Origin of the sequence: Spartinivicinus marinus, from assembly GCF_026309355.1 — a bacterium.
Classification (GTDB): Bacteria; Pseudomonadota; Gammaproteobacteria; order Pseudomonadales; family Zooshikellaceae; genus Spartinivicinus; species Spartinivicinus marinus.
The window spans coordinates 3,994,832-4,015,803 of the sequence record NZ_JAPJZK010000001.1; the positions used below are offsets into that span (position 1 = coordinate 3,994,832).

Here is a 20,972-nt window from a genome sequence, read left to right on the forward strand (position 1 = left end):
GCTACTAAAGTTGGCTGTTCTGGTTAAACGATATGAGTTACTCTAATTTGCTATCCATTTTTGTATCAGCTTTTTGATGAATTTCTTCTGCAATTCTATCTAATAAACCTGGATTGTCACTTTCAAATTGATCTAATTTTTTAGCTGCATCGCTAATTGCATAACCTAATTGGGCAGCACCTAGAGCTTGATTAGCTGTTACAGCTACATTTAGAGCAACTCCGGCTGGACCACCTATTGCAGAGGCTGCTAATCGTCCCCCTGTATTTAACAATACATTCTCACCCATATTAACAGAAAGTTGCGTCATATCATGTTTAGCAAGCTCCGTTAAATGATTGATCAAATCTGATTGCTTTTCATCTGTTATAGAAGAAATAGTATGAGCTTTATCTACTCCATCCATCATAAATGTAATGGCTTGCTGTGGTTTTTTCGCTGCTTGTATTAGTGTATGTTCTACAGTAGCTTTAGCTACTGCAGACTTTATTTCCCCTTCATCTAATTGGCTGACGGATTCTATGGTTTTAGAATGTTTATCATAAATTTCTTTAACTTTACTAAGGTCAGGTATATCTCTACCTAATAATCTTTCTGCTGTATGTAGACGATTTTTAGGGAAATCAGCAAAATCTAATGTTTTTTCAGGGTGTTTATCAATGAAATCATCAATTTTTTTATCTCCTTTAGTTTTATTCTGATGGACTTGAACTGGTTTCTTGTCATCAGTGCCTTGCAATAAGTCCTTAATATTTTTAATTGTGCTAGATGACATTGAAATTGTAAATGCTTTAGCTTTTTCTTGTGATTTTGCCATTTCGGCTTCTGGCAAACCCATTGCTCTTAATGGTGGGGGAGCGATACCTTGTTTTGCATTTTCATTTGGGAGTTTACTAGTAAAGTCACCAGCTTTTACTATCATAGCTCTAGAGGCTTGTCTGCCTATTTGCTGCATCATGTGATTATTACCCTCATTGTTTATTCATACACCGTTCTTCACCAAGAATGTCCTTGATTGAATTGACCTTGCCAATAGGCGGCAGTTTGTACAAAGATATCAAACTTGTCGTTGAATAATTGATAATTAATAAACAGTAAATCAAAACACTGGCACAGGATAATATCACCAGTTGTTTTGTTTAACGCAAATGTTGCACCTTGCGTTTCAAATGTAAATAAGTTTGCTTCTAGTAATTTAGTAGCAGTATCGGTGAAATTGGCGAAGAGTGATGGAGGGAATATAGTGTAGCAATGTAACTCATTGCTTTCTTGTGAATATTCGATATTTATTGATAGTTGATTGTCTAACACAATATTACAAGTTAAATTATCACTTAGCTTAAGTTCTGGTATACCCAAGTGTTCACCAATATTATAAATAATTGAATCGGCATTCATATACTGTTCCAGTTTAATATATACCCAAAACGTAGGGTATACAGTTATTTGAGGCACCTTTTATTCTTTCCATAGTGGTTAGTAGTCTTTGCTTGGTTATTTGTTCCCATTAAATAGTTGGCATTTCCACAGTGGTATTTAGTCCAACTGCTGAACAAAAGTAATTTTAAATAAAATGAACAATTCTTTGGAATTGGGCACTTATGGGATAAAGGCAAATTTATTTGAGACTGCTATGTTTGAGCTAAGGGTGCTAAATGGTCTACATCGGGGGGTATCACTTCTTTTAGACGGTGAGCAAATTGTAATCGGTTCTTCATTAGAAGCTGATTTGGTGTTGGTAGATCCAGGCATTAGTGAGCAACATATTAGTATTGGAACTAATCAAGCCTACAACGATGTGATATCAGATAGCTGGTTGTTAGTTAAGTTAGAAGGAGATAGTTGGGATGCTACTGGTGAACTGATAACTGAAAAAAAGTGTATAAGAAAAGATGAGAAGTTTAGTGTAGGAGGCGTATGGATCTGTGTATCAGATACTAATGAAATTTGGCCAATGTTTGATCAGTGTTTGTATGCCCCCAATAGGCTGAGTTTTGAAAAAGGAAAAGAGACAACCAGCTCGAATAGGCTTAAGCAAAAAATAACAAAACTAACTCGTTATTTAACATTATTTTTAGTAGGCGCCTGTGTAATTATATATGCAAATGGATATTCAGATAGTAATAATACTATAGGCAGTAGCAGTGCTCATATTAAAGAAGATATAAAATCAACAGATAACCAAAAAATGCTTTTAGCAAATTTTAAACACATGTTGAAAGAGCGTGATTTAGATTCAGTTAGTATTGATGTTAAAAATAAGCAATTGAGATTAGTTGGTGAGTTAAAACCAGATCAATTAGGGCGACTAGAAAGAATGCTTATTCGGTTTAATTTACAACATCCAAATGATTTTATTATAAGTAATCATGTTAGAAAGGTTGATCGCTCTTTACCTTTTCATATTATAAGAGTTACAGCAGGGCCATATGCTCATATTGTTACTGATGATAATAAACGAATAACACTGGGTGAGTCACTTGATGGTTTTCGCTTAAAATCGATTAAGGGAAATAAATTACTGTTTGATGGAAAACATAAAGTAGAAATAGCATGGTAAATAGCAGTGATAATCAGATATATAATAACGATCTAGTACTATGCAATAAGATAGATAAGTGGGCTACATTATTATGTAATACCATAGCGAGCTACTCTTGTGTAAAAGTATTAGGTAGGGTAAAGCAAGTTTTAGGGACATTAATCGAAGGCTCTGTCCCGGGTGCTAAAATTGGTGAATTATGTCGGTTGATTGACTTTGACTTACCTGAGCAATCTATTCTGGCAGAAATTGTAGGCTTTACTGATCAAACTGCTTTGCTATCTGCATTAAGTCCATTAGAGGGGGTTTCAAGTAGAACATATATTCAGCCTTTAGGCTGTAACCATCGCCTTAAAATTGAAGGTGATATTTTTGGCCAAGTAGTCGATGGTTTTGGCCGTGCAATGGTTGATTCTAATAAAGGTTTTTTTTGTGCTAATCCAAGCAATGATACATTTTCGGTACTTGCTGATGCAGTCAGTCCCATTGAAAAAGCACGAATAACAACACCGTTAATAACAGGAATTAAATCCCTAGATACGTTTGTTACCTTAGGTGAAGGACAACGAATAGGGTTATTCGCGGGTGCAGGCTGTGGTAAAACAACCTTATTGGCTTCTTTAGCACGAAGTGCAGATGCTGATGTGATTATTTTTGCTTTAATTGGTGAGCGTGGACGAGAACTAAGGGAATTTCTTGAACATGAGCTTGATGATGAGATTTTGAGCCGATCAATTGTCATTTGTGCAACATCGGATCGTACATCAATGGAGCGATCAAGAGCTGCCTTTACTGCGACAGCTATTGCTGAAGGATTACGTGACCAAGGGAAACGAGTGTTATTATTACTAGACTCATTAACTCGGTTTGCTAGAGCACAACGAGAAATTGGGCTTGCTGCAGGAGAACCTCCCGCTAGAGGAGGTTTTCCTCCATCAGTGTATACAATGTTACCGCGCTTAATTGAACGAGCAGGGAAAACCAATAAAGGATCCATTACTGCAATTTACACAATACTAATAGAAAAAGATTCAATGTCAGACCCTATTGCTGATGAAGCTCGATCCTTATTAGATGGTCATATTGTGTTGTCTAGACAGCTAGCAGAAAAAGGTCATTACCCTGCGGTTGATGTATTAGGAAGTTTAAGCCGAGTAATGAATAATATTGTTGAACCTACACATAGCAAGTTGGCGATAGAGGCTAGGCAGTTACTTAATCGTTATGGTGAGTTAGAAATGCTTATTCGGTTAGGTGAGTATCAACCTGGTTCTGATAACATATCTGATAAAGCAGTTGGTTTTTACCCTAAAATTAATGAGTTTCTCCAGCAAGATACTCGTGATGTATATTCGTTAGAATATAGCACAAGTCAGTTAAACTTATTATTGGCATCATGAAATACACCTGCGTTGATTCTTTTTAAGTCAAAAATTTAGGTAGTATATAATCATACCAATGAATATATACCCATCATCTGATAATTCGTATATTAGTTAATGAAAAAAATAAAAACCAAATACCTTATAGAAGATTGTGATGTATTAGATGTTGGTTCTAGAGATGAGATTGCTAAACTCGAAAAAATAATAAAAATCCGTGAAAAACGTTTGTTGCAGGTTACCAATACATATAATAATGCTGCTAAAATAGTCAAGGAAGCAAAGGACAATGTCAATCTTAGATTGCAAAAAATGGAAACTGAAGAAGAGTGTTGTAAAGAAACGAGAAACTTATTAGATGATAGCTATATAGGCTCAAGTATGCTGCCAAAAGAACTTAAAAGCTGGTTAAACATAGACTATAAACTAAAAAAAGCAGCTAAGTTACAAGTTGATGAGTACAAAAAAGCTGTTGAAGAACTCTCTGAAAGAACGGAATTAATGAATGATGCAAAGAAAAATTATCTTGCAGTAACAAAAAGTGTAGAAAAATTAAATATTGTAAAAAATAAGCTGAAAAATTGATAGGTGGTTTTATGAGCTATGCCCGGCTATCAAAATACATTAATACAAATAATGATGTATTTTCGGAATCGAAATATAAAGAAAAAAATGTAAAACGTTATACTTCTGTAAAAAATAATAATAAAAATCTGGATCAGTATCACGAATATATTGATTTTACTAAACTAATTAATAACAGAGAGGGGGTATCTACTGCTTCTATTGAAACTTTATATGCCCGGAGTAGAAAGTATAAATGGATAGAAAAAAATGGAAATACCAAATTTGTATATAATAGTCTACAAAAAAATTACTTAGATGAGCTATGTTTTGGGATATATAATCAAGTATTATCAGGAAACGCTAAGCTAGAGCAAGGAGAGAGTATAAAGCTTAGCTTTGAGTTTGAAGTAAAAAATAAAATAGATGTTTTACTTGAATATGATGGTAACAATAATTGTTATATAAATATTATAGTCAGGAGTAAAGATATTTTAAATAAAATTAATGGCTCAAAAGTTGAACTGATGAATGCTATAGAAGGTACTATTGATAAAAAAGTTGTTTTAAGTGTAAGTAGTAGCTTTTGATAAAGTGGTGATGCATGAGTCAATACCCAACTGCACTTAATCAATATATTAAAAAGAAAATTTCGCTTGAAGAAGCACAACTGCGCTGCATAATTAGTAGTGGGCTGTATAGAGAAATAGGCTGTAATAATGAAAAAGTTAGGTTGTTTTTCGAATTACCTTATGATGGAAATAAATACGATATATATGATACTACTTCCACTAGATGTTTAGCTTTAACTTCAGATTATGGAAATTTTTGGCTATATGACTTTGAGCTCTTTATCAAGGGTGTCAGTGGTATTTCTATTGATAAGGATCAAGAATTGCTAGAGCCAACTATTAGTTTAATATTAAATCAACTTCCTGACACTTTTAGTAGCTTATTTGGTTGGCTATCACCCAGTAGCAGAGTAGGAAAGAATGAAAAAGCTATAGAATTGAACTGTAGAGTTCAAACTAAAGATTGTAATATTCTTACCCAAATATGGGCCGAACCCCAGTTTTGGCTAGCATTTTTTACTAAGGATGGGTGGCAAGACTGTAATCCAGCATCTTGGATAAAAAATAATTTTACCATTAAAGAAAATTGTATTGTGGGTGATTTGGATCTAAAGCTAAGTACTTGGATCAAACTAAATGTTGGTGATGTACTTGTACTAGAAAGGAGTTACTTCAATGTAAAAGGTGAAGGAAATATATCTATATTTGGTCGAAGAGCTAATGTAGTTTATCAACATTTAAGTAATAAACCTCAAATACAACTAATACAATGGGTGATCGGAGTGGATTCAGTAGAGGCAGCAGACTCAATAAATGTAGAAAATAATGAAAACCATAATGAACTTGAAGTTGTATCTAAAATTATACCAAACTCAGAAAGTGAACCTAAAAAAATTGATGAATTACTGATTAATATAAAAGTTCAGCTGGGAGAAATTTCTGTTAGTGTTGGTCAGTTAGATAAATTAGCAAATGGTGTAGTATTAATGCTAAGTTCACCTTGCCCAGAAGAGGTTCAGCTGTTATCTGGTAATAAAGTAATTGGAAGAGGGATATTAGTTGATGTTGCTGGTCGATTAGGAGTAGAAATAGTAAGGCATTGGGGGCAAGAAGAATGAATGCAGCGGGGTTTGACCCTGTAACCATTACCCTCTTCTTAGGTGGAATAGCACTATTGCCTTTGCTAATGGTTATTACCACCTCATTTCTAAAAATATCAGTCGTGTTATTGATGGTCAGAAATGCAATGGGGATACAACAAATTCCTCCTAATATGGTTGTCTACGGTATGGCATTAGCATTGACAATCTTTATTATGGCACCTGTTATTAAACAGGTAGGAGAACATATAACTGAATTGAAAACGGAAAATGTAGATAAAAGCACCATAGTAGATTCTGTGTTGCAAGCCTCTGAACCGATGAAAGCATTTATGTTGAAGCAAAGCTCTTCAGATATACAGCACACATTTCTTGAATCTGCAAAACAAATGTGGCCATCTGAATTGGTGAATAGTACTAAACTAGATGACTTTATTATTCTTATCCCTTCATTTGTTGTTTCTGAGTTACAAAAAGGCTTTGAAATTGGTTTCCTTATTTATGTGCCATTTATTGTAATTGATTTGATAGTATCAAATATTTTATTAGCACTAGGGATGCAAATGGTTGCTCCAATGACAGTTTCACTGCCATTAAAGGTTTTACTGTTTGTATTAGTTGAAGGGTGGAATAAGCTTTTACAGAATCTAGTGCTTTCATATGCTTAATGACCCATGATATTTTCAATACCTGCTTAAAGGGGAAATTATTTGAGTGTTGAAACAATAAGTTTATTCGAAAAAGGTCTGATATTAGTTGTTATGTTAACATCACCTCCATTAATTATTGCAATTGCAGCAGGTGTTCTTACCTCTTTAGTACAAACCCTCACACAAATACAAGATCAGACTTTACCTTTCGCTATTAAGTTGGTTACAGTAGGTGTTACTTTAGCTCTGACTGGTCGTTGGATTGGTGGTGAGCTTATTCAGTTAATGTCATTAGTATTTAGTTTGATCTCTTTTATCGGTAGATAACCAAAAAGGTATAAATGTCCAGATGAATGTATATTCTTCGCGAATGATTTTTAGGCTTTGTTACCATCACTCTTCACCCCAGTCATTTAGCTTATCTAATCTCCTGGGGCTTCATCGTTTGCTTGCCTCGCCTTAATAACCCTTCGCTGTGAGTATATACCACTTTATTTTTACACCTAAAAATGATTCATGATGGGTATATAAAGAAACTCCTAAATGATAGAGCTATTTGAACCATTTCAACAATTCTTATTAGCTTATACACTCTCTATACCAAGAGTACTTGTATGTTTGTTAATAATTCCTTTTTTTTCATTTAGGTTTATTAAAGGTATGGTACGCAATGCTATTGTCTTGGGGGTAGCATTGCCTGTTGCATTTGGCCTACAATTTCAGCTACCTATTGATTCCATTAATGTACTAACAGTTGCTTTATTGGCTTTTAAAGAAGCGATGATAGGACTAATGATAGGATACTTATTAGCATTACCTTTTTGGCTGTTTGAGTCTGTTGGTTCATTTTTAGACAATCAGCGAGGAGCCTTATCTGGTGGTTATTTCAACCCTGCGATGGGAGGGAATTCATCAATGCTGGGGGAGTTTCTACAAAAAACACTGGTTATTTTGATGATAGAAACCGGTGTATTTGCTCTATTCTTTACAATCATAATAGACAGCTTTACCTTATGGCCTCCTACAAACTGGATACCAGAACCAGTAATAGATGGACACAATGTAATTATTCAGCACATGTCTAATATGATGCAAAAGGTTGTTTTATATAGTGCACCGCCTATTGCTATACTTTTTTTAATAGATCTTGGTTTTGCTATTCTCAGCTTATATAGTCCTCAACTACAGGTTTACTTCTTATCGATGCCGGCAAAAAGTTTAGCTGCCCTAATAGTATTATCACTCTATAGTGCCACTTTATGGTACTTAGCGGGCGGTGATATCAAGCAATATACTGATCTACCTAAGTTATTTTCATTACTCTTTAAAACAGATGGTGTTTGACTGCTATGACGGTTATATTTTCCTCTTGATGGAGCTGTCATTGTGAGTGAAAAAACACATAAACCTACTCCCAAAAAGTTAAAAGATGCGAGAGAACAAGGACAAGTTTCTCAAAGTCAAGATATTATCAAACTGGTAACATCTTTTATGCTTTTTGAGCTTCTGATAGCATCTCAGCATTATGGTATGTCATTGCTTCAACAGTTGATATCTTGGCCAATTTCACGGATAAGCCAACCATTCTCATCTGCTGTTGTTGAAGTTGTCAATAAGACATTTATCTTAGCAATATCGTTAATCAGTGTTTTTATTGCAGTGGCTGTAATAACTCGAATATTGGCAAGCTGGATTCAAATTGGTGTCATGTTTTCACCAAAGTCGCTAAAAATTGATATAAAAAGGCTTAATCCTGTTAGTAATGCAAAACAGATTTTTTCAGCTAAAAAAGTTTCGGAGTTGCTAATCAATATTACAAAAGCATTAGTATTAACATTTGTCTTTTTTGGTGTAATTAGTGAGTCCTTATCAACAGTATTGCTGCTTTCAACAGGTACATTAAATATGGCCTGGCAGTCAACTGCAGCTTTGCTCATTTATGCAGCCCGTATTTCAGTAGGTGTATTTCTATTTCTTGCGATACTGGATTACACATTGCAGAATTACTTTTTTATTAAGCAGTTAAAAATGAGTATTGAAGACATTAAAAATGAGTTTAAGCAGTCAGAAGGTGATCCCATGGTAAAAGGGCAGCGTCGGATGCTTGCCATGGAATTGGCAATGAGTGATCAGGCTCTTTGTGAAAAAATATCAGAGGCTGATGTTGTTATCGTTAATCCAACCCACTTTGCTGTGGCAGTTTACTATAATCTAGAGGAAGAATCGTTACCATTAGTACTATGCAAAGGGGTTGATGAAAGAGCCCAGGTTATAATTGAGCTTGCAAAGCAAAAAGAGATACCAGTTATACGATATGTTTGGTTAGCAAGAACCTTATATAGCACTGCTAAAGAAGGAAAGCGAATCCCCAGGCAGACAATAAAAGCCATAGCCGCTATATATCGTGTATTGAAAACGGTATCTGATGATGTGGGTAATGAGGTTATTGATTACTCAAAATGAATATAAAATTCATTTGCTTTATTTTTTTTACAATAAATATATAAATTTTTGAACAAAAGCTACCATCTGACCACTTATCTATTGAGTAAATTAGCTCATATTATTAAATCTTAAAAATTAGAGGGTATAATCATGTTTGGTTTAGCAGCTAATCTTATCGGTAGTGTTTTTGGTGGATCAAAAGGCGCAAATAGTAGTCCTTTTGATGCAATGACAGACATTATGTCAAATGATAGTAAAAAAACAGCAGAGCACCAGATGAATAATGCACTGGAACAAAATGCATTTAACCGACATATGGATACAGCAAGAACAGAAGCCGCAATGGCGAAAGATGCTGCACAATTTTCGAAAGATGTTGCTGCAGCTGGGCGTGAAGTAACTTCTGCTATTCAAATTTAAATTTTGCTAGGGCCCCTCTGATAATTGTTTATGGTCGCTTCGTAACTTGATGGGTTCTTAAACAAGGCGTTCAGAGACAGCAGATAATTATTAGGGGAGTCCTTGTTGAGAAAATTTAATCAGTGGTATAGATGTCTAACTGTGCTATAGAGTAGTTCATATTACTATTTTAGGGAGATTTAAGTTGAAATCTGGTTTTCAAGTAATACCCTCTAGGCTGCTAGATATTACAGAGCAACTACTAGTTTCTTCTTCGGATGATAGTACAGATTTTCATGGACAAGCTGTTCAGGAAACATTTTGGGATCAGCAAGATTATGACCAATTTACTCAAGAGATGTCTTTAAGTTTTGATAAAAACAATGAACCATCTCTATCTGCAAACAGTATCTTAGTTAATGAAACCACTTCTTTAGCAAGTCAATTAAAAGAAGGTGTCACTAACTTAACTGAACACTTGAGTAAACAAAAGTCTGATTATGAAACTTCAATATTAAAAGCAGCTGAATCCTCAGACCCTATTGATATTCTACAGGCCAATAGAGATATATCAAATTATCAACTTGAAATGTTAATGGCAACTAAACTAATTAGTAAAACCACTTCAACAATAGACCGCCTGACTAATCTACAATAAAGATAATTTATTATGCGTTCTTGTTTAGTTAGATTATTTCTTCGGAGTATATGTTTAATATTACTAATATTATTTGTTAGTGCTTGTAGCAAAACAATCGTATTGTATAAAGATTTTTCAGAAGTTGATGCTAATGAAGTCATTGCTATGCTTTTAGAAAATGGCATCGCAGCCAGTAAACGCAGTGATAAATCAGGGGTGACCGTTCTAATTGATGAACTCGATATGGCTCGCGCTGTCGCTATACTTAAAGCAAGTGGTTTACCTAACCGTAGCCAAACAAATATTGGAGAAGTGTTTAAAAAAGAAGGTATTATTTCTACGCCGCTTGAAGAACGAGCTAGGTATATTTATGCTTTGTCGCAAGAGCTTGAATTTACACTTTCACAGTTGGAAGGTGTAATCATTGCTAGGGTACATATTGTCTTACCTGAGCGTATTGCTCCAGGAGAGCCCATCCAGCCTTCATCTGCAGCAGTTTTTATAAAACATCTTCCACAACTGGACCCAGATGTCATAACTCGTCGTATTAAGCATATGGTTGCTAGTAGTATACCAGGATTAAGTGGAACAGGCTTTCATAAAATATCGGTTGTTTTTACTCAATCAAGTCCAGCAAGAAATACTATTCAGTGGGAAACATTCGGTCCATTTAAGGTTGCTAAGGCTTCTGTAGTATTATTGCAGTATACACTTATTAGTTGCTTTATGGTGATATTATTATTCATGGGGCTTTTGGTAACAATTCTATATCCTAAAACTAATCTCTGGTTGCAAACAAAATTTAACTTTTTACCAGCGACTAGTGATCCGGTTAAAAATGATAAATAATACAATGATTAGTTGGCGAGAATTTTGGTATCAGCCAAAGTTGTATATTCATCCAGACTGGTTTAATGAAACTGGTATAACATACATTAATACTGATTCATCACAAATATTGTGGAATATTGCATTTCAACATTTTTGTCAGGATTTAAATTTAGCAGTAGTGTTTGATCAAGAAGTGAATGCTGATTGGCAGCAACTGATAATCCTACTGTTAACCCATTTAGATGATTGTTTAGAAATAGCGGGTATAGCTACCGTAAATGATATAAATGCAGCAAGCTATGGGGTAGTAAAAGCTTCATACCGACGTTGGGCGAGTCAGCTTGCTAATGCATTGGCTATTAATCAAAGATTTGCTATACCTAATGAACTAATAAAAGCTAAAGAAAAAGGTGCTTGGTTAATGTATGCACTATTGCAATCTAAGCATTTTGAAAGTTGGCAGAGACTTAAACTTGCACTTGAGCCATCTATGGTAAAAAACATTGAAGCCCTTCATTCTGTATCAGATTTATCAATTAAAAGCCAGGCAGTGTTATTGCGTTTCTGGAGAAATATTACCAATAGAATATCTATAAATAGATAGTTTATATTTTTGGCTCCTTTAATCCATTCATATACCTTTCCTGGATTATTTTTAGTTGTAAAAATGGTTGATGAAGAGTACAGGTTTGTAATACATGAGGAAAAATAGTGGGATTTACTCAAAAAAATATAATTCTCTCTGTTGATGGAAATGATGTGGCTACTATTCCTAATGTGATTAAAAGCACGGATATTAATAGTATTCAAAACGTAACGGTATTAATTGAGCATAGTAAGTATAAAGCAGAGAAATTACTAGTTGATGCACAGCAAACCGCAAAAACTATAAAAGAAAATACTCGTAAACAGACAGAAGAAGCAGTATGGGCTCGTGTAATAAACTGTATTAATGATTTTGAAGCACAGCGTAGCTATTACTTTGACAAGTTTGAAGAACAGTGTAAGAAAGTAGTGACGACTACTATTAACTGTTTACTAAATGATGTGCCTGATGAGGAAAAAATTAAAACTACTTTACTATCTGTTATCAATCAAGCAAGAGAGGAAAAACTAGCAACACTTTGGGTTAATCCTAAATACTACATATTTGCTGGATCTATTATTAAATCATCAACCTGGAAATTAAAAGAAGATTCACAACTAGCGGAAGATGCCTGTGTTTTGGATGTTGATACAGGTAAATTTAAAAGTAGCTTTCAGGGTAGAGTTGATAGGCTAATATCTGTAATTAAAGAAACATATATATAAGGAAAGTGACTATGTCTGAAATTAATCTTACACAGCGAACTTTTGATATGAAATTTATCAGAGCAAATGAACAAGTTAAAGACCGATATGAAACTATGGATCCCTCTTCTCAGCAGGATATGAATGATTTTATAACAGCAATTAATGATGCAAAAAATGTATCCTGGGCGGTTAATGAACAGGTTAAAGTACGCCATGAGATTATTAAAAATATTATTAATAGTATAGGCTAATCTTTATGAGTATCTCTGGTGTGTTAAAGGCTGTGTTATTGTATGTTACTTACTCTTTTCTCTTATGCAATCTAATAACGGCTCACGCAGTCACACCAAAATACTGGCAAACAAGTGCTTATGCATTTGAAGGTAATAATACACCAATAACTTCAGTTTTACAGGACTTTTCAGATAGTTTTGGTGTTAATCTGGTTATGGTCAGTCAGATCAATGGTTTATCAAATGGTTGGAAACGTTCTGAAAGTGCAGTTAGTTTTCTTGATCAGTTATCTCAAGAGTACAAGCTACAATGGTTTGTCTACAATCAAAACTTATATATAAGTAGTCTAAAAGATAATAGGGTTGAGCGTTTGTTGCTTAAGCCTAATGTTTCTGCTGGCTTAAAAGCTGCATTGGTTGGGATCGGTTTATTTGAGAAAAAATTTGGTTGGGGTGAGTTTATTGAAGAAGGTATTATACTTGTTTCTGGACCAAGAAAGTACATTAACTTAATAAAAGCTTATATTGTAGATGAAGAATACCAAGATAAGTCCTCTGAAATATTTATTTTCCCACTAAACCATGCTTTGGTTGTGGACAGAACTATTCGTTCAAGAGGCGAAACAACCGTCATTCCTGGGGTTGCAACAATTTTACAAAGTTTGTTAGAAGGCAAGCGACGTTCTAACAATGGTTTAGATATTCCAGAAATCCCTAATATGCTAAACTCAAAGAATAAAACTACAACAACGACAGGTATAAATTCTTCTTATAGTCAAAAAAGGCATAGTAAACACAAGACGGTTGTAGAGGCTGATGTGCGAACCAACTCAATCATTATTAAGTCATCAGAAAAAAATTACAGTTATTATAAAAAGTTAATCGATAAGCTTGATATTTCTCAGAATTTAGTTGAAATTGATGCTGTTATTGTTGATATAAATACTAATAAACTAGATGAAATAGGAGTTGATTGGAATTTTAACAATAATAATAGGAAAAACACTATTTCAACTTCAACCATCTTAGGTTCTAAAGCAAGTTTAAGTGCTAATGCAACCATTTCCATTGATGAATTAGGTTTCTTTTATACTAAAATTAAAGCCTTAGAAGAGACTGGAGATGCTTCTATAGTAGCTAATACCTCAATCCTTACTATGGAAAATCAACCTGCTGTTATTGATTTGAGTGAAACTGAGTATATTCAAACGGTTAGTGAAAGAGTTGCTGATGTACAATCAGTAACAGCTGGGACTTTACTCAATGTGACACCGAGTGTATTGGTAAAGGGAGGGCTAAATAAAATAATATTAACCCTGGAGATTGAAGATGGCTCAATAGAAAAAACAAAAGATGCAAAAACCCCTAGTGTAATTAAAGCGACTATAAACACTAAGGCATTGATTGCAGAGCACAGTTCTTTAGTGGTGGGTGGCTATCATATGCATTCTACAGAAAAAAATATAAAACGAGTTCCTTTTTTTGGAAACTTGCCTGTTATTGGTAGTTTGTTTTCCAGTGAAACACAAAAAAATACAAATAAAGAAAGATTGTTTATTCTCACTCCTAAGGTTTCAAATCAAGCAAAACCTCCTTCAGTTTATACTTCTACAGGAAATAAAAGAATTATTAATAATGCATTAGTAGATATTGACGATCGTTGGCAAAAAGCTAGCCAAGCTTACTTAGAACAAGCTGCCAGTCTATTTGTCAAGCTAGTTAATGGTCAGCAGCCAACGGGATACCATTTGAAGAAAAACTCAAATAATAAGCTTGGAATACAATGCCAGCAAGCTAATATAGATTTTGATATAAAACATCCAATCATTGGTAATGGATTAGTTGTTTATATGGGGGCTGCAAAAAATTTAACAGAAAATATTATAACCGTTAATGAGACGTCTTGTCGTGGAAGGGGAATAATTGCAGTATTGGTATTTCCGAATAGCCAGTTAAAAGCAAATGAAGAAAAGCAGTTTTATATAGCATTAGAAGCTAGCGTAGTCAGCTCTGATTGAGGTCTTGTAAATATGGTTTGTCTAATTAATATTCATCACCTAATGGATAGGTTGATAATGACTATAATAGTTACTTTTATATTATCCGGTTGTTCTACAGTAGGCGTAAATAAACAACAGCCACTATCTATTAGTGGAAGTCAAGTAGTTCAAAATTCTCGCCCATTGAAAATATGGGTTGCACCTGCCTATAGATCACTAAGTAACCTACATGACGAGTACTGGGTTATAGATTAACTCAAACAACTGTTTTAATCTATGTATACCCAATGCGAAGGATTTTTAGGTGAGGCCATCAAGTGACGAAGCCCCATGAGCCTATATTAATAGGTGATTGGGGTGAGGAGCGATGATAACAAAACATAAAATTGATTCGCGACGGGTATATTCAGGCTGCTGTAGTTAAATAACTGCTATCCACTAATATATAAAAACAATACAATTGTCTTACATTTATGTGATAAAATTGGGGTTTTATTGGTTTTTTCGGATTGGGTATATAATAGTAATATACAAAATATAAAACACCTCACAATGATTGTATAGTTATAACAAAAGCGAATGGTATAGTTATTGTTGCTTATTTTAACACTGCTTTTCATGTAATATTACAGTATTTTAAAAACCTTCCAGAAAACTTCTCTGCTATACCCAATGCGAATGGGTTTTAGGTATGGCCATCGAGTGACGAATCCCCATAAGTCTATAAATCATTCGCGAAGGGTATATATGCATTCTTACTGCTAAGTGAAGATTTGAGTTAATACTATGTACTTGATCAATTATCACCTTGTGACATATTGTCGCAGCTAAAAATTCGCACGTCAGTGCTCTTGCACTTTATTATTTAAAGTTATATGTTATAGTATAACTTTAGTGGGATTGCGCTTAATATAGCTTACTACTACTAACTCATAGTAGTAGCAAATTTGGTAGCAGTTGTAATAGAGAGTTTGGTAACTAAACTTTTGATAGTTAGCTATAGGAGTTGGTTTTTGTAGTAGTTATATTATATGGTTTAAACGAGTAGATATGTTTAACTATTAGTTTGTAGATACTTATATTTTTATAAATTGTGAGTGTCTGTAGTAGTTTGTATATGCAAACAGCTTATAATTAATTTTTGAATTTTAAAAATTATAGACTGTAGTTTTTTCTGTTTAATATGTTTTTGTGTACAACACGATTTCTATTGATGTTGTATCAATAAAATCTTGTTGTATTTTTATATTTTATAATTGCATTTTCTTTTTTTTGTTGATGCTTGAATCCTCATTATAACTATTATTGTTTAGGATTTTATATTAATCAAGCACTTTTATTTTTATGTTGCTTTAGCTTTTTCTGAAAAAGTGAATTGGGTTTTATTTTTTTACTAAATTGATACGTCTGAATAAAAAATATTTACATTCTGTTCACAAAATACCTAAAGTAGTCGTCCTAGTTTGTGCGAATAATTTAAATAACAACAATGGTATTTATTGTGAATAATAAATATGCACAAAGTGCTAACGAAGCCTCATTTTGTCAGACGTTAAATGCATTCTGGACCCTTTGGGAGGAGTATAAACCGATAATATCAAAAAAATGCTATAGGTGGCTAAATGGTAATACTGCAGATGTTGAAGATGCATTGTCAGAAACAGCAATAAAGGCTTTTACTTGTTTGAAGAAAGGAGAAAATGATATTAAAAATATCCATTCTTGGTTGTATAAACTTGCTTTTAATGTTTGCATTGATTTATATAGAAACAACAAACGACAGTTAACATTAGTTGAACAGGTTGCTTGTTTACCTGAGATGCTTCCATTTGCTTCAAATAGTAGTGAAGATTTAGAGGATTTTGCTATTCGAAATGACAACTATGAGCAAGTTATGCAATGTATTACAAGGCTACCAGAAAATATAAAGTCAGTTCTTGTCTATCGGTTTATTGAGGGGCTTGATTATACTGAAATTGCTTTTAGGCTGAATATTGCTCAGCCTACAGCAAGAAAGCGTGTTCAAATTGGCAGAACAAAGCTCAAACAGCTTGCTATGGTATGATTCTTGATCAAATTTAGACGGTTTGGCTTATATAAAGAGGCATGATGACAAATAAATTAACTTGCTGCCCTTAAATCCTTTTAGCGTGTAGGCGGCTTGGGACAGCAAGTTACTGCGTTACAGCAATCATAAATGGGTCTGTTTTCTTTTATATTAGCTTGTTTTTTCGATTAGTTCACTTGTTCTGCTAACTGTCTAACAGCTTTTAATGCAATTGGCTCAAGTTCAGATTGGCGTTCATGCAGCCCTTGAATGATTTGATCCTTCATTGGTCTAGCCCAAAACCGGTTGATATGGTTTGCTACGGCGGCGGCAGCCTGCTCGGGGGCATGCTGGTGAGACAAGTTGGCTGCAATATGGTTGGCCATGTTAATCAGCTTTTCAAGATGGGTATTACTCATTGATTGTGCTCCATAATTGGGTTTAAAAGATTCTGTTCAAAATAGGGGGCAGGGTGCCCTTAATCATTATTTTTATTTATATGCTTGATTATAGATTACATGCCGATTGCCACGAGCGAAAGCAATTAAATTCATTCCTGCATACTTTGCCTGACGAACGGCTAAATATGTGGGAGCAGAGGCAGCAACTAACGTACAAATACCAAGCTGACAAGCTTTGTGAACCATTTCATAGCTAGCACGACTAGATACAATAACGAAACCTGTTGTGATATTGATGCCAGTGGTTGCTAACCCACCTAATAATTTATCTAATGCATTATGACGTCCAACGTCTTCTCGTACTAATTGTATTTCACCAGCTTGGTCACACCAGGCTGCTGCATGTACTGCACCTGTCAATGTGCGTAAGTGTTGATGCTTGGTTAATGCATTTAAGCCAGCTTGCACTGAGTTATGTGCAGGTAGTGATTGGGGAGTCAGTGGTTTAACTTGTCGTATTGCTTGCTCTAATGACTCAACACCACATAAGCCGCAACCGGTTCTTCCTGCCAGTTGGCGGCGTCTGTGCTTTAATCGATTAAAGCAATTTGAAGCAAGATTGATAGCCACTTCCAGTCCTTGTGAGTGGTGAATAATGTGCATGTCGTATATATCTTCAGCTTTGTCTGCAATCCCTTCAGATAGGCTGAATCCTACAGCAAAATCTTCTAAATTCTCAGGTGTTGCCATCATTACTGCATGAGATACTCCATTGTAGCTCATTGCAATTGGAGTTTCCGTCGCAACTTCATCCTCAAGCTGATGCAAATCATTCTGTTGCCACTGGGTAACAGTCACAGTTTGGTGGCTGTGAGTGTAGCCTGTTTGCTGATTACTCACCAAACGACTATCCAGTGAAGTATCATCTTGCCAGTGGCTATTCAAGCGTTTGTTGATCTTACTCAAATTTACAACAGATAATTTATTATTCAAGTTACTCAAATTGCAACACCATTTGAAGCTTTATTTTTAAGAGTTAGTGGGTAAAAACTCCAATTGTTGTTCAGTAAAGCGTTGAAACTGTTGTTGCCAGTTAGAGGGTTTAGCTACTTTACTCACTTGCACTGCCGTTACCTTATATTCTGGGCAGTTAGTGGCCCAGTCGGAATTATCAGTGGTTACTACATTGGCGCCGCTGGCGGGGTGGTGGAATGTGGTGTATACGACACCCGGTTGTACCCGTTCAGTGATTTTGGCACGTAATACTGTTTCACCGGCACGACTTTTGATGCCTACCCAGTCACCTTCATTAATACCACGGTCTTCTGCATCGTGCGGGTGTATTTCCAGCATGTCTTCCTGATGCCAGGCAACGTTATCAGTGCGGCGGGTTTGGGCGCCGACATTGTATTGGCTGAGAATACGCCCAGTGGTGAGTAGTAAAGGAAACTTGCGATTAGCTCGCTCTTCGGTGGCTACATATTCGGTAATAGCGAACCAACCTTTACCTCGCACAAATGCATCGGTATGCATAATTGGAGTGCCAGTAGGCGCTGACTCATTGCATGGCCATTGAATGCTGCCAAGCTTTTCCAGCTTGTCGTAATTAACACCCGTAAAGGTAGGCGTGAGTGAGGCAATTTCATCCATAATTTCTGACGGGTGGTTATACGGCATTTCATAACCAAGTGCTTTGGCTAGTGCTACAGTGACTTCCCAGTCTTCTTTTCCTGCTAATGGTGGCATCACTTTACGTACCCGTGATATACGACGCTCGGCGTTAGTGAAAGTCCCATTTTTTTCTAAGAAAGAAGCACCCGGTAAAAATACATGGGCAAATTTAGCCGTTTCGTTTAAGAAAATATCTTGCACTAAAAGGCACTCTAAGCCTTTTAACGCGGCCTCTACATGATGGGTATTGGGGTCAGACTGGGCAATATCTTCTCCTTGGCAATACAGGGCTTTAAATTCACCATTAATTGAAGCATCAAACATATTGGGGATACGTAAACCAGGTTCGTTATCTAAATTAACCCCCCAGGCTTGTTCGAAAAGTTTTCGAACAGCATTATCCGACACATGTTGATAGCCTGGTAACTCATGGGGAAAACTCCCCATATCGCAGGAGCCTTGCACATTATTTTGCCCGCGCAATGGGTTAACCCCAACGCCTTCACGGCCTACGTTGCCTGTTAGCATAGCGAGGTTGGCAATCCCCATTACCATGGTAGAACCTTGGCTGTGTTCGGTCACGCCTAATCCATAATAAATTGCACCGTTATTGGCTTTTGCATAAAGCCTGGCCGCTTGGCGTAATTCGTTGGCAGGAATACCTGTTATGTCTTGGGTGTTTTCTGGTGAGTGGCGCTCATCACTAATAAATGTTTGCCACTGGTTAAAGGCTTCAGTATCACAACGCTCAGTAATATACGCTGGGTTATGTAGGCTTTCGGTAATAACCACATGAGCGATGGCATTAATAAATGCCACGTTAGTACCGGGCCTTAATTTAAGATGGTGTGCCGCTTGAATATGGGGGCTTTTTACCAAGTCGATTTGACGAGGGTCTACCACAATCAGTTTTGCACCTTCTCTTAAGCGCTTTTTCAGCTGAGAGCCAAAAACTGGGTGGCCATCCGTGGGGTTGGCCCCAATCACCATGACCACATCAGCATATTTAACTGAAGAAAAGGTTTGGGTACCGGCAGACTCACCCAAGGTCATTTTTAAGCCATAGCCAGTGGGAGAGTGGCAAACCCGAGCACAGGTATCGACATTGTTATTGCCAAAAACTGCCCGTACTAATTTTTGCACTAAAAAAGTTTCTTCATTGGTACAGCGAGAAGACGTGATTGCTCCTACACTACCACGGCCGTATGTTTGCTGAATAGAAGACAGTTTATCAGCCGCAAACTGTAGTGCTTCTTCCCAACTGACTGGTTGCCAAGGTTGGTCAATGGACTCACGAATCATTGGGGTAGTGATGCGGTCTTTATGGGTAGCATAACCAAAAGCAAAACGCCCTTTAACGCAAGAATGACCCTGATTAGCTTCGCCCCCTTTATACGGCATCATGCGGATAACCTGATTGCCTTTCATTTCAGCTTTAAAGCTACAGCCAACCCCACAATAAGCGCAGGTGGTCACCACGCTATGCTCTGGCTGGCCATGTTCGATAACACTGTTATCCATTAGGGTGGCAGTAGGACAGGCTTGCACACAAGCACCACAGGAGACGCATTCCGAATCCATAAAAGCCTGATCTTGCCCTGGTGAAACTGTTGACTCAAAACCGCGTCCTTGAATGGTTAGGGCAAAGGTGCCTTGTACTTCGCTACACGCTCTCACACAGCGGGAGCAAACAATGCATTTGCTAGGGTCAAAGGTGAAATAAGGGTTAGATGTATCTTTTTCAGCTGATAAATGGTTATTGCCATCAAACCCATAGCGCACTTCCCGCAGGCCAACATCACCAGCCATATCTTGTAATTCACAATTGCCATTACTAGGGCAGGTGAGGCAGTCGAGGGGGTGGTCAGAGATATACAGCTCCATCACGTTACGGCGTAATGTGGCAAGTTTTTGCGTTTGGGTATTGACCACCATGCCTTCAGTGACAGGTGTTGTACAAGAGGCAGGGTAACCTCGGCGGCCTTCAACTTCTACAGCACATAAACGGCAGGAGCCGAATGCATCTAACGAATCAGTCGCGCATAATTTGGGGATATTAATATCGACTTCTGCTGCGGCTCTTAACACCGAAGTACCTTCAGGCACAGTCACAGAAACACCATCAATTACCAAATTAACTTGTTTGCCTGATAATTTTGGGGGAGTGCCATAATCTTTATTGGGGTCGAAATATTCTAACAT

General features: G+C 36.1%; 22 protein-coding genes. 17 read left to right on the plus strand and 5 right to left on the minus strand.

Annotated features, from left to right (window positions below; genetic code table 11):
- Positions 1 to 37: 37 nt before the first annotated feature.
- Together OQE68_RS18235 and OQE68_RS18240 are read right to left on the minus strand one after the other, a co-directional pair.
- Complete coding sequence (locus OQE68_RS18235) at positions 38 to 958, minus strand: hypothetical protein (protein ID WP_180568214.1); 921 nt, start codon at positions 956 to 958, stop codon at positions 38 to 40.
- A gap of 38 nt (positions 959 to 996) precedes the next feature.
- The gene (locus OQE68_RS18240; protein ID WP_180568213.1) at positions 997 to 1,398 is read right to left on the minus strand and encodes a type III secretion system chaperone; all 402 of its coding nucleotides are present in this window, start codon (positions 1,396 to 1,398) and stop codon (positions 997 to 999) included.
- Positions 1,399 to 1,573: 175 nt separating this feature from the next.
- Between OQE68_RS18240 and OQE68_RS18245 the strand changes: the two genes are divergently transcribed.
- From OQE68_RS18245 to OQE68_RS18325, 17 genes are all read left to right on the plus strand, one after another.
- The gene (locus OQE68_RS18245; RefSeq protein WP_180568212.1) at positions 1,574 to 2,560 is read left to right on the plus strand and encodes an FHA domain-containing protein; all 987 of its coding nucleotides are present in this window, start codon (positions 1,574 to 1,576) and stop codon (positions 2,558 to 2,560) included.
- A complete protein-coding gene (locus OQE68_RS18250; RefSeq protein WP_180568211.1) occupies positions 2,554 to 3,942 on the plus strand; it encodes a FliI/YscN family ATPase in 1,389 nt (462 codons plus the stop codon). Before OQE68_RS18245 ends, OQE68_RS18250 begins: the two co-directional genes overlap by 7 nt.
- 99 nt (positions 3,943 to 4,041) lie before the next feature.
- Complete coding sequence (locus tag OQE68_RS18255; RefSeq protein ID WP_180568210.1) at positions 4,042 to 4,509, plus strand: hypothetical protein; 468 nt, start codon at positions 4,042 to 4,044, stop codon at positions 4,507 to 4,509.
- Positions 4,510 to 4,520: 11 nt separating this feature from the next.
- Entirely contained in the window at positions 4,521 to 5,078 is a 558-nt protein-coding gene (locus tag OQE68_RS18260; protein WP_180568209.1) for a hypothetical protein, read from the plus strand.
- A 14-nt stretch (positions 5,079 to 5,092) separates the two neighbouring features.
- Positions 5,093 to 6,178 carry a FliM/FliN family flagellar motor switch protein gene (locus tag OQE68_RS18265; RefSeq protein ID WP_180568208.1) on the plus strand — a complete coding sequence of 362 codons (1,086 nt, stop codon included), beginning with the start codon at positions 5,093 to 5,095 and terminating at the stop codon, positions 6,176 to 6,178.
- Complete coding sequence (gene sctR, locus OQE68_RS18270) at positions 6,175 to 6,828, plus strand: type III secretion system export apparatus subunit SctR (protein WP_180568207.1); 654 nt, start codon at positions 6,175 to 6,177, stop codon at positions 6,826 to 6,828. The genes OQE68_RS18265 and sctR overlap by 4 nt, the downstream gene beginning before the upstream one ends.
- A 42-nt stretch (positions 6,829 to 6,870) precedes the next feature.
- Entirely contained in the window at positions 6,871 to 7,137 is a 267-nt protein-coding gene (sctS, locus tag OQE68_RS18275) for a type III secretion system export apparatus subunit SctS (RefSeq protein WP_255490839.1), read from the plus strand.
- A gap of 216 nt (positions 7,138 to 7,353) precedes the next feature.
- On the plus strand, positions 7,354 to 8,154 hold the full coding sequence (sctT, locus tag OQE68_RS18280) for a type III secretion system export apparatus subunit SctT (protein WP_180568206.1): 801 nt from the start codon (positions 7,354 to 7,356) through the stop codon (positions 8,152 to 8,154).
- A 42-nt stretch (positions 8,155 to 8,196) separates the two neighbouring features.
- Positions 8,197 to 9,273, plus strand: coding sequence for a type III secretion system export apparatus subunit SctU (gene sctU / locus OQE68_RS18285; RefSeq protein WP_180568205.1), 1,077 nt, complete (start codon positions 8,197 to 8,199; stop codon positions 9,271 to 9,273).
- A gap of 132 nt (positions 9,274 to 9,405) precedes the next feature.
- Positions 9,406 to 9,675 carry a hypothetical protein gene (locus OQE68_RS18290; RefSeq protein ID WP_180568204.1) on the plus strand — a complete coding sequence of 90 codons (270 nt, stop codon included), beginning with the start codon at positions 9,406 to 9,408 and terminating at the stop codon, positions 9,673 to 9,675.
- Between the two features lie 184 nt (positions 9,676 to 9,859).
- Positions 9,860 to 10,312 carry an EscF/YscF/HrpA family type III secretion system needle major subunit gene (locus tag OQE68_RS18295; protein ID WP_180568203.1) on the plus strand — a complete coding sequence of 151 codons (453 nt, stop codon included), beginning with the start codon at positions 9,860 to 9,862 and terminating at the stop codon, positions 10,310 to 10,312.
- 12 nt (positions 10,313 to 10,324) lie between these two features.
- The gene (gene sctJ, locus OQE68_RS18300; protein WP_180568202.1) at positions 10,325 to 11,143 is read left to right on the plus strand and encodes a type III secretion system inner membrane ring lipoprotein SctJ; all 819 of its coding nucleotides are present in this window, start codon (positions 10,325 to 10,327) and stop codon (positions 11,141 to 11,143) included.
- Entirely contained in the window at positions 11,133 to 11,729 is a 597-nt protein-coding gene (locus OQE68_RS18305) for a hypothetical protein (protein ID WP_266195771.1), read from the plus strand. Before sctJ ends, OQE68_RS18305 begins: the two co-directional genes overlap by 11 nt.
- 107 nt (positions 11,730 to 11,836) lie before the next feature.
- The gene (locus OQE68_RS18310) at positions 11,837 to 12,436 is read left to right on the plus strand and encodes an HrpE/YscL family type III secretion apparatus protein (protein WP_180568200.1); all 600 of its coding nucleotides are present in this window, start codon (positions 11,837 to 11,839) and stop codon (positions 12,434 to 12,436) included.
- An 11-nt stretch (positions 12,437 to 12,447) separates the two neighbouring features.
- Complete coding sequence (locus OQE68_RS18315; protein ID WP_180568199.1) at positions 12,448 to 12,669, plus strand: hypothetical protein; 222 nt, start codon at positions 12,448 to 12,450, stop codon at positions 12,667 to 12,669.
- A 5-nt stretch (positions 12,670 to 12,674) separates the two neighbouring features.
- Positions 12,675 to 14,669 (plus strand): type III secretion system outer membrane ring subunit SctC, encoded by a 1,995-nt coding sequence (sctC, locus tag OQE68_RS18320; RefSeq protein WP_180568198.1) that lies wholly within the window; start codon positions 12,675 to 12,677, stop codon positions 14,667 to 14,669.
- A 1,483-nt stretch (positions 14,670 to 16,152) separates the two neighbouring features.
- Entirely contained in the window at positions 16,153 to 16,716 is a 564-nt protein-coding gene (locus OQE68_RS18325) for an RNA polymerase sigma factor (RefSeq protein ID WP_180568197.1), read from the plus strand.
- 170 nt (positions 16,717 to 16,886) lie between these two features.
- Here the strand turns inward: OQE68_RS18325 and OQE68_RS18330 are convergent, their stop codons facing one another.
- From OQE68_RS18330 to fdhF, 3 genes are all read right to left on the minus strand, one after another.
- A complete protein-coding gene (locus tag OQE68_RS18330) occupies positions 16,887 to 17,117 on the minus strand; it encodes a formate dehydrogenase subunit delta (RefSeq protein ID WP_180568196.1) in 231 nt (76 codons plus the stop codon).
- A 72-nt stretch (positions 17,118 to 17,189) separates the two neighbouring features.
- Entirely contained in the window at positions 17,190 to 18,065 is an 876-nt protein-coding gene (gene fdhD, locus OQE68_RS18335; RefSeq protein WP_266195772.1) for a formate dehydrogenase accessory sulfurtransferase FdhD, read from the minus strand.
- Between the two features lie 63 nt (positions 18,066 to 18,128).
- Entirely contained in the window at positions 18,129 to 20,972 is a 2,844-nt protein-coding gene (gene fdhF / locus OQE68_RS18340; protein ID WP_180568195.1) for a formate dehydrogenase subunit alpha, read from the minus strand.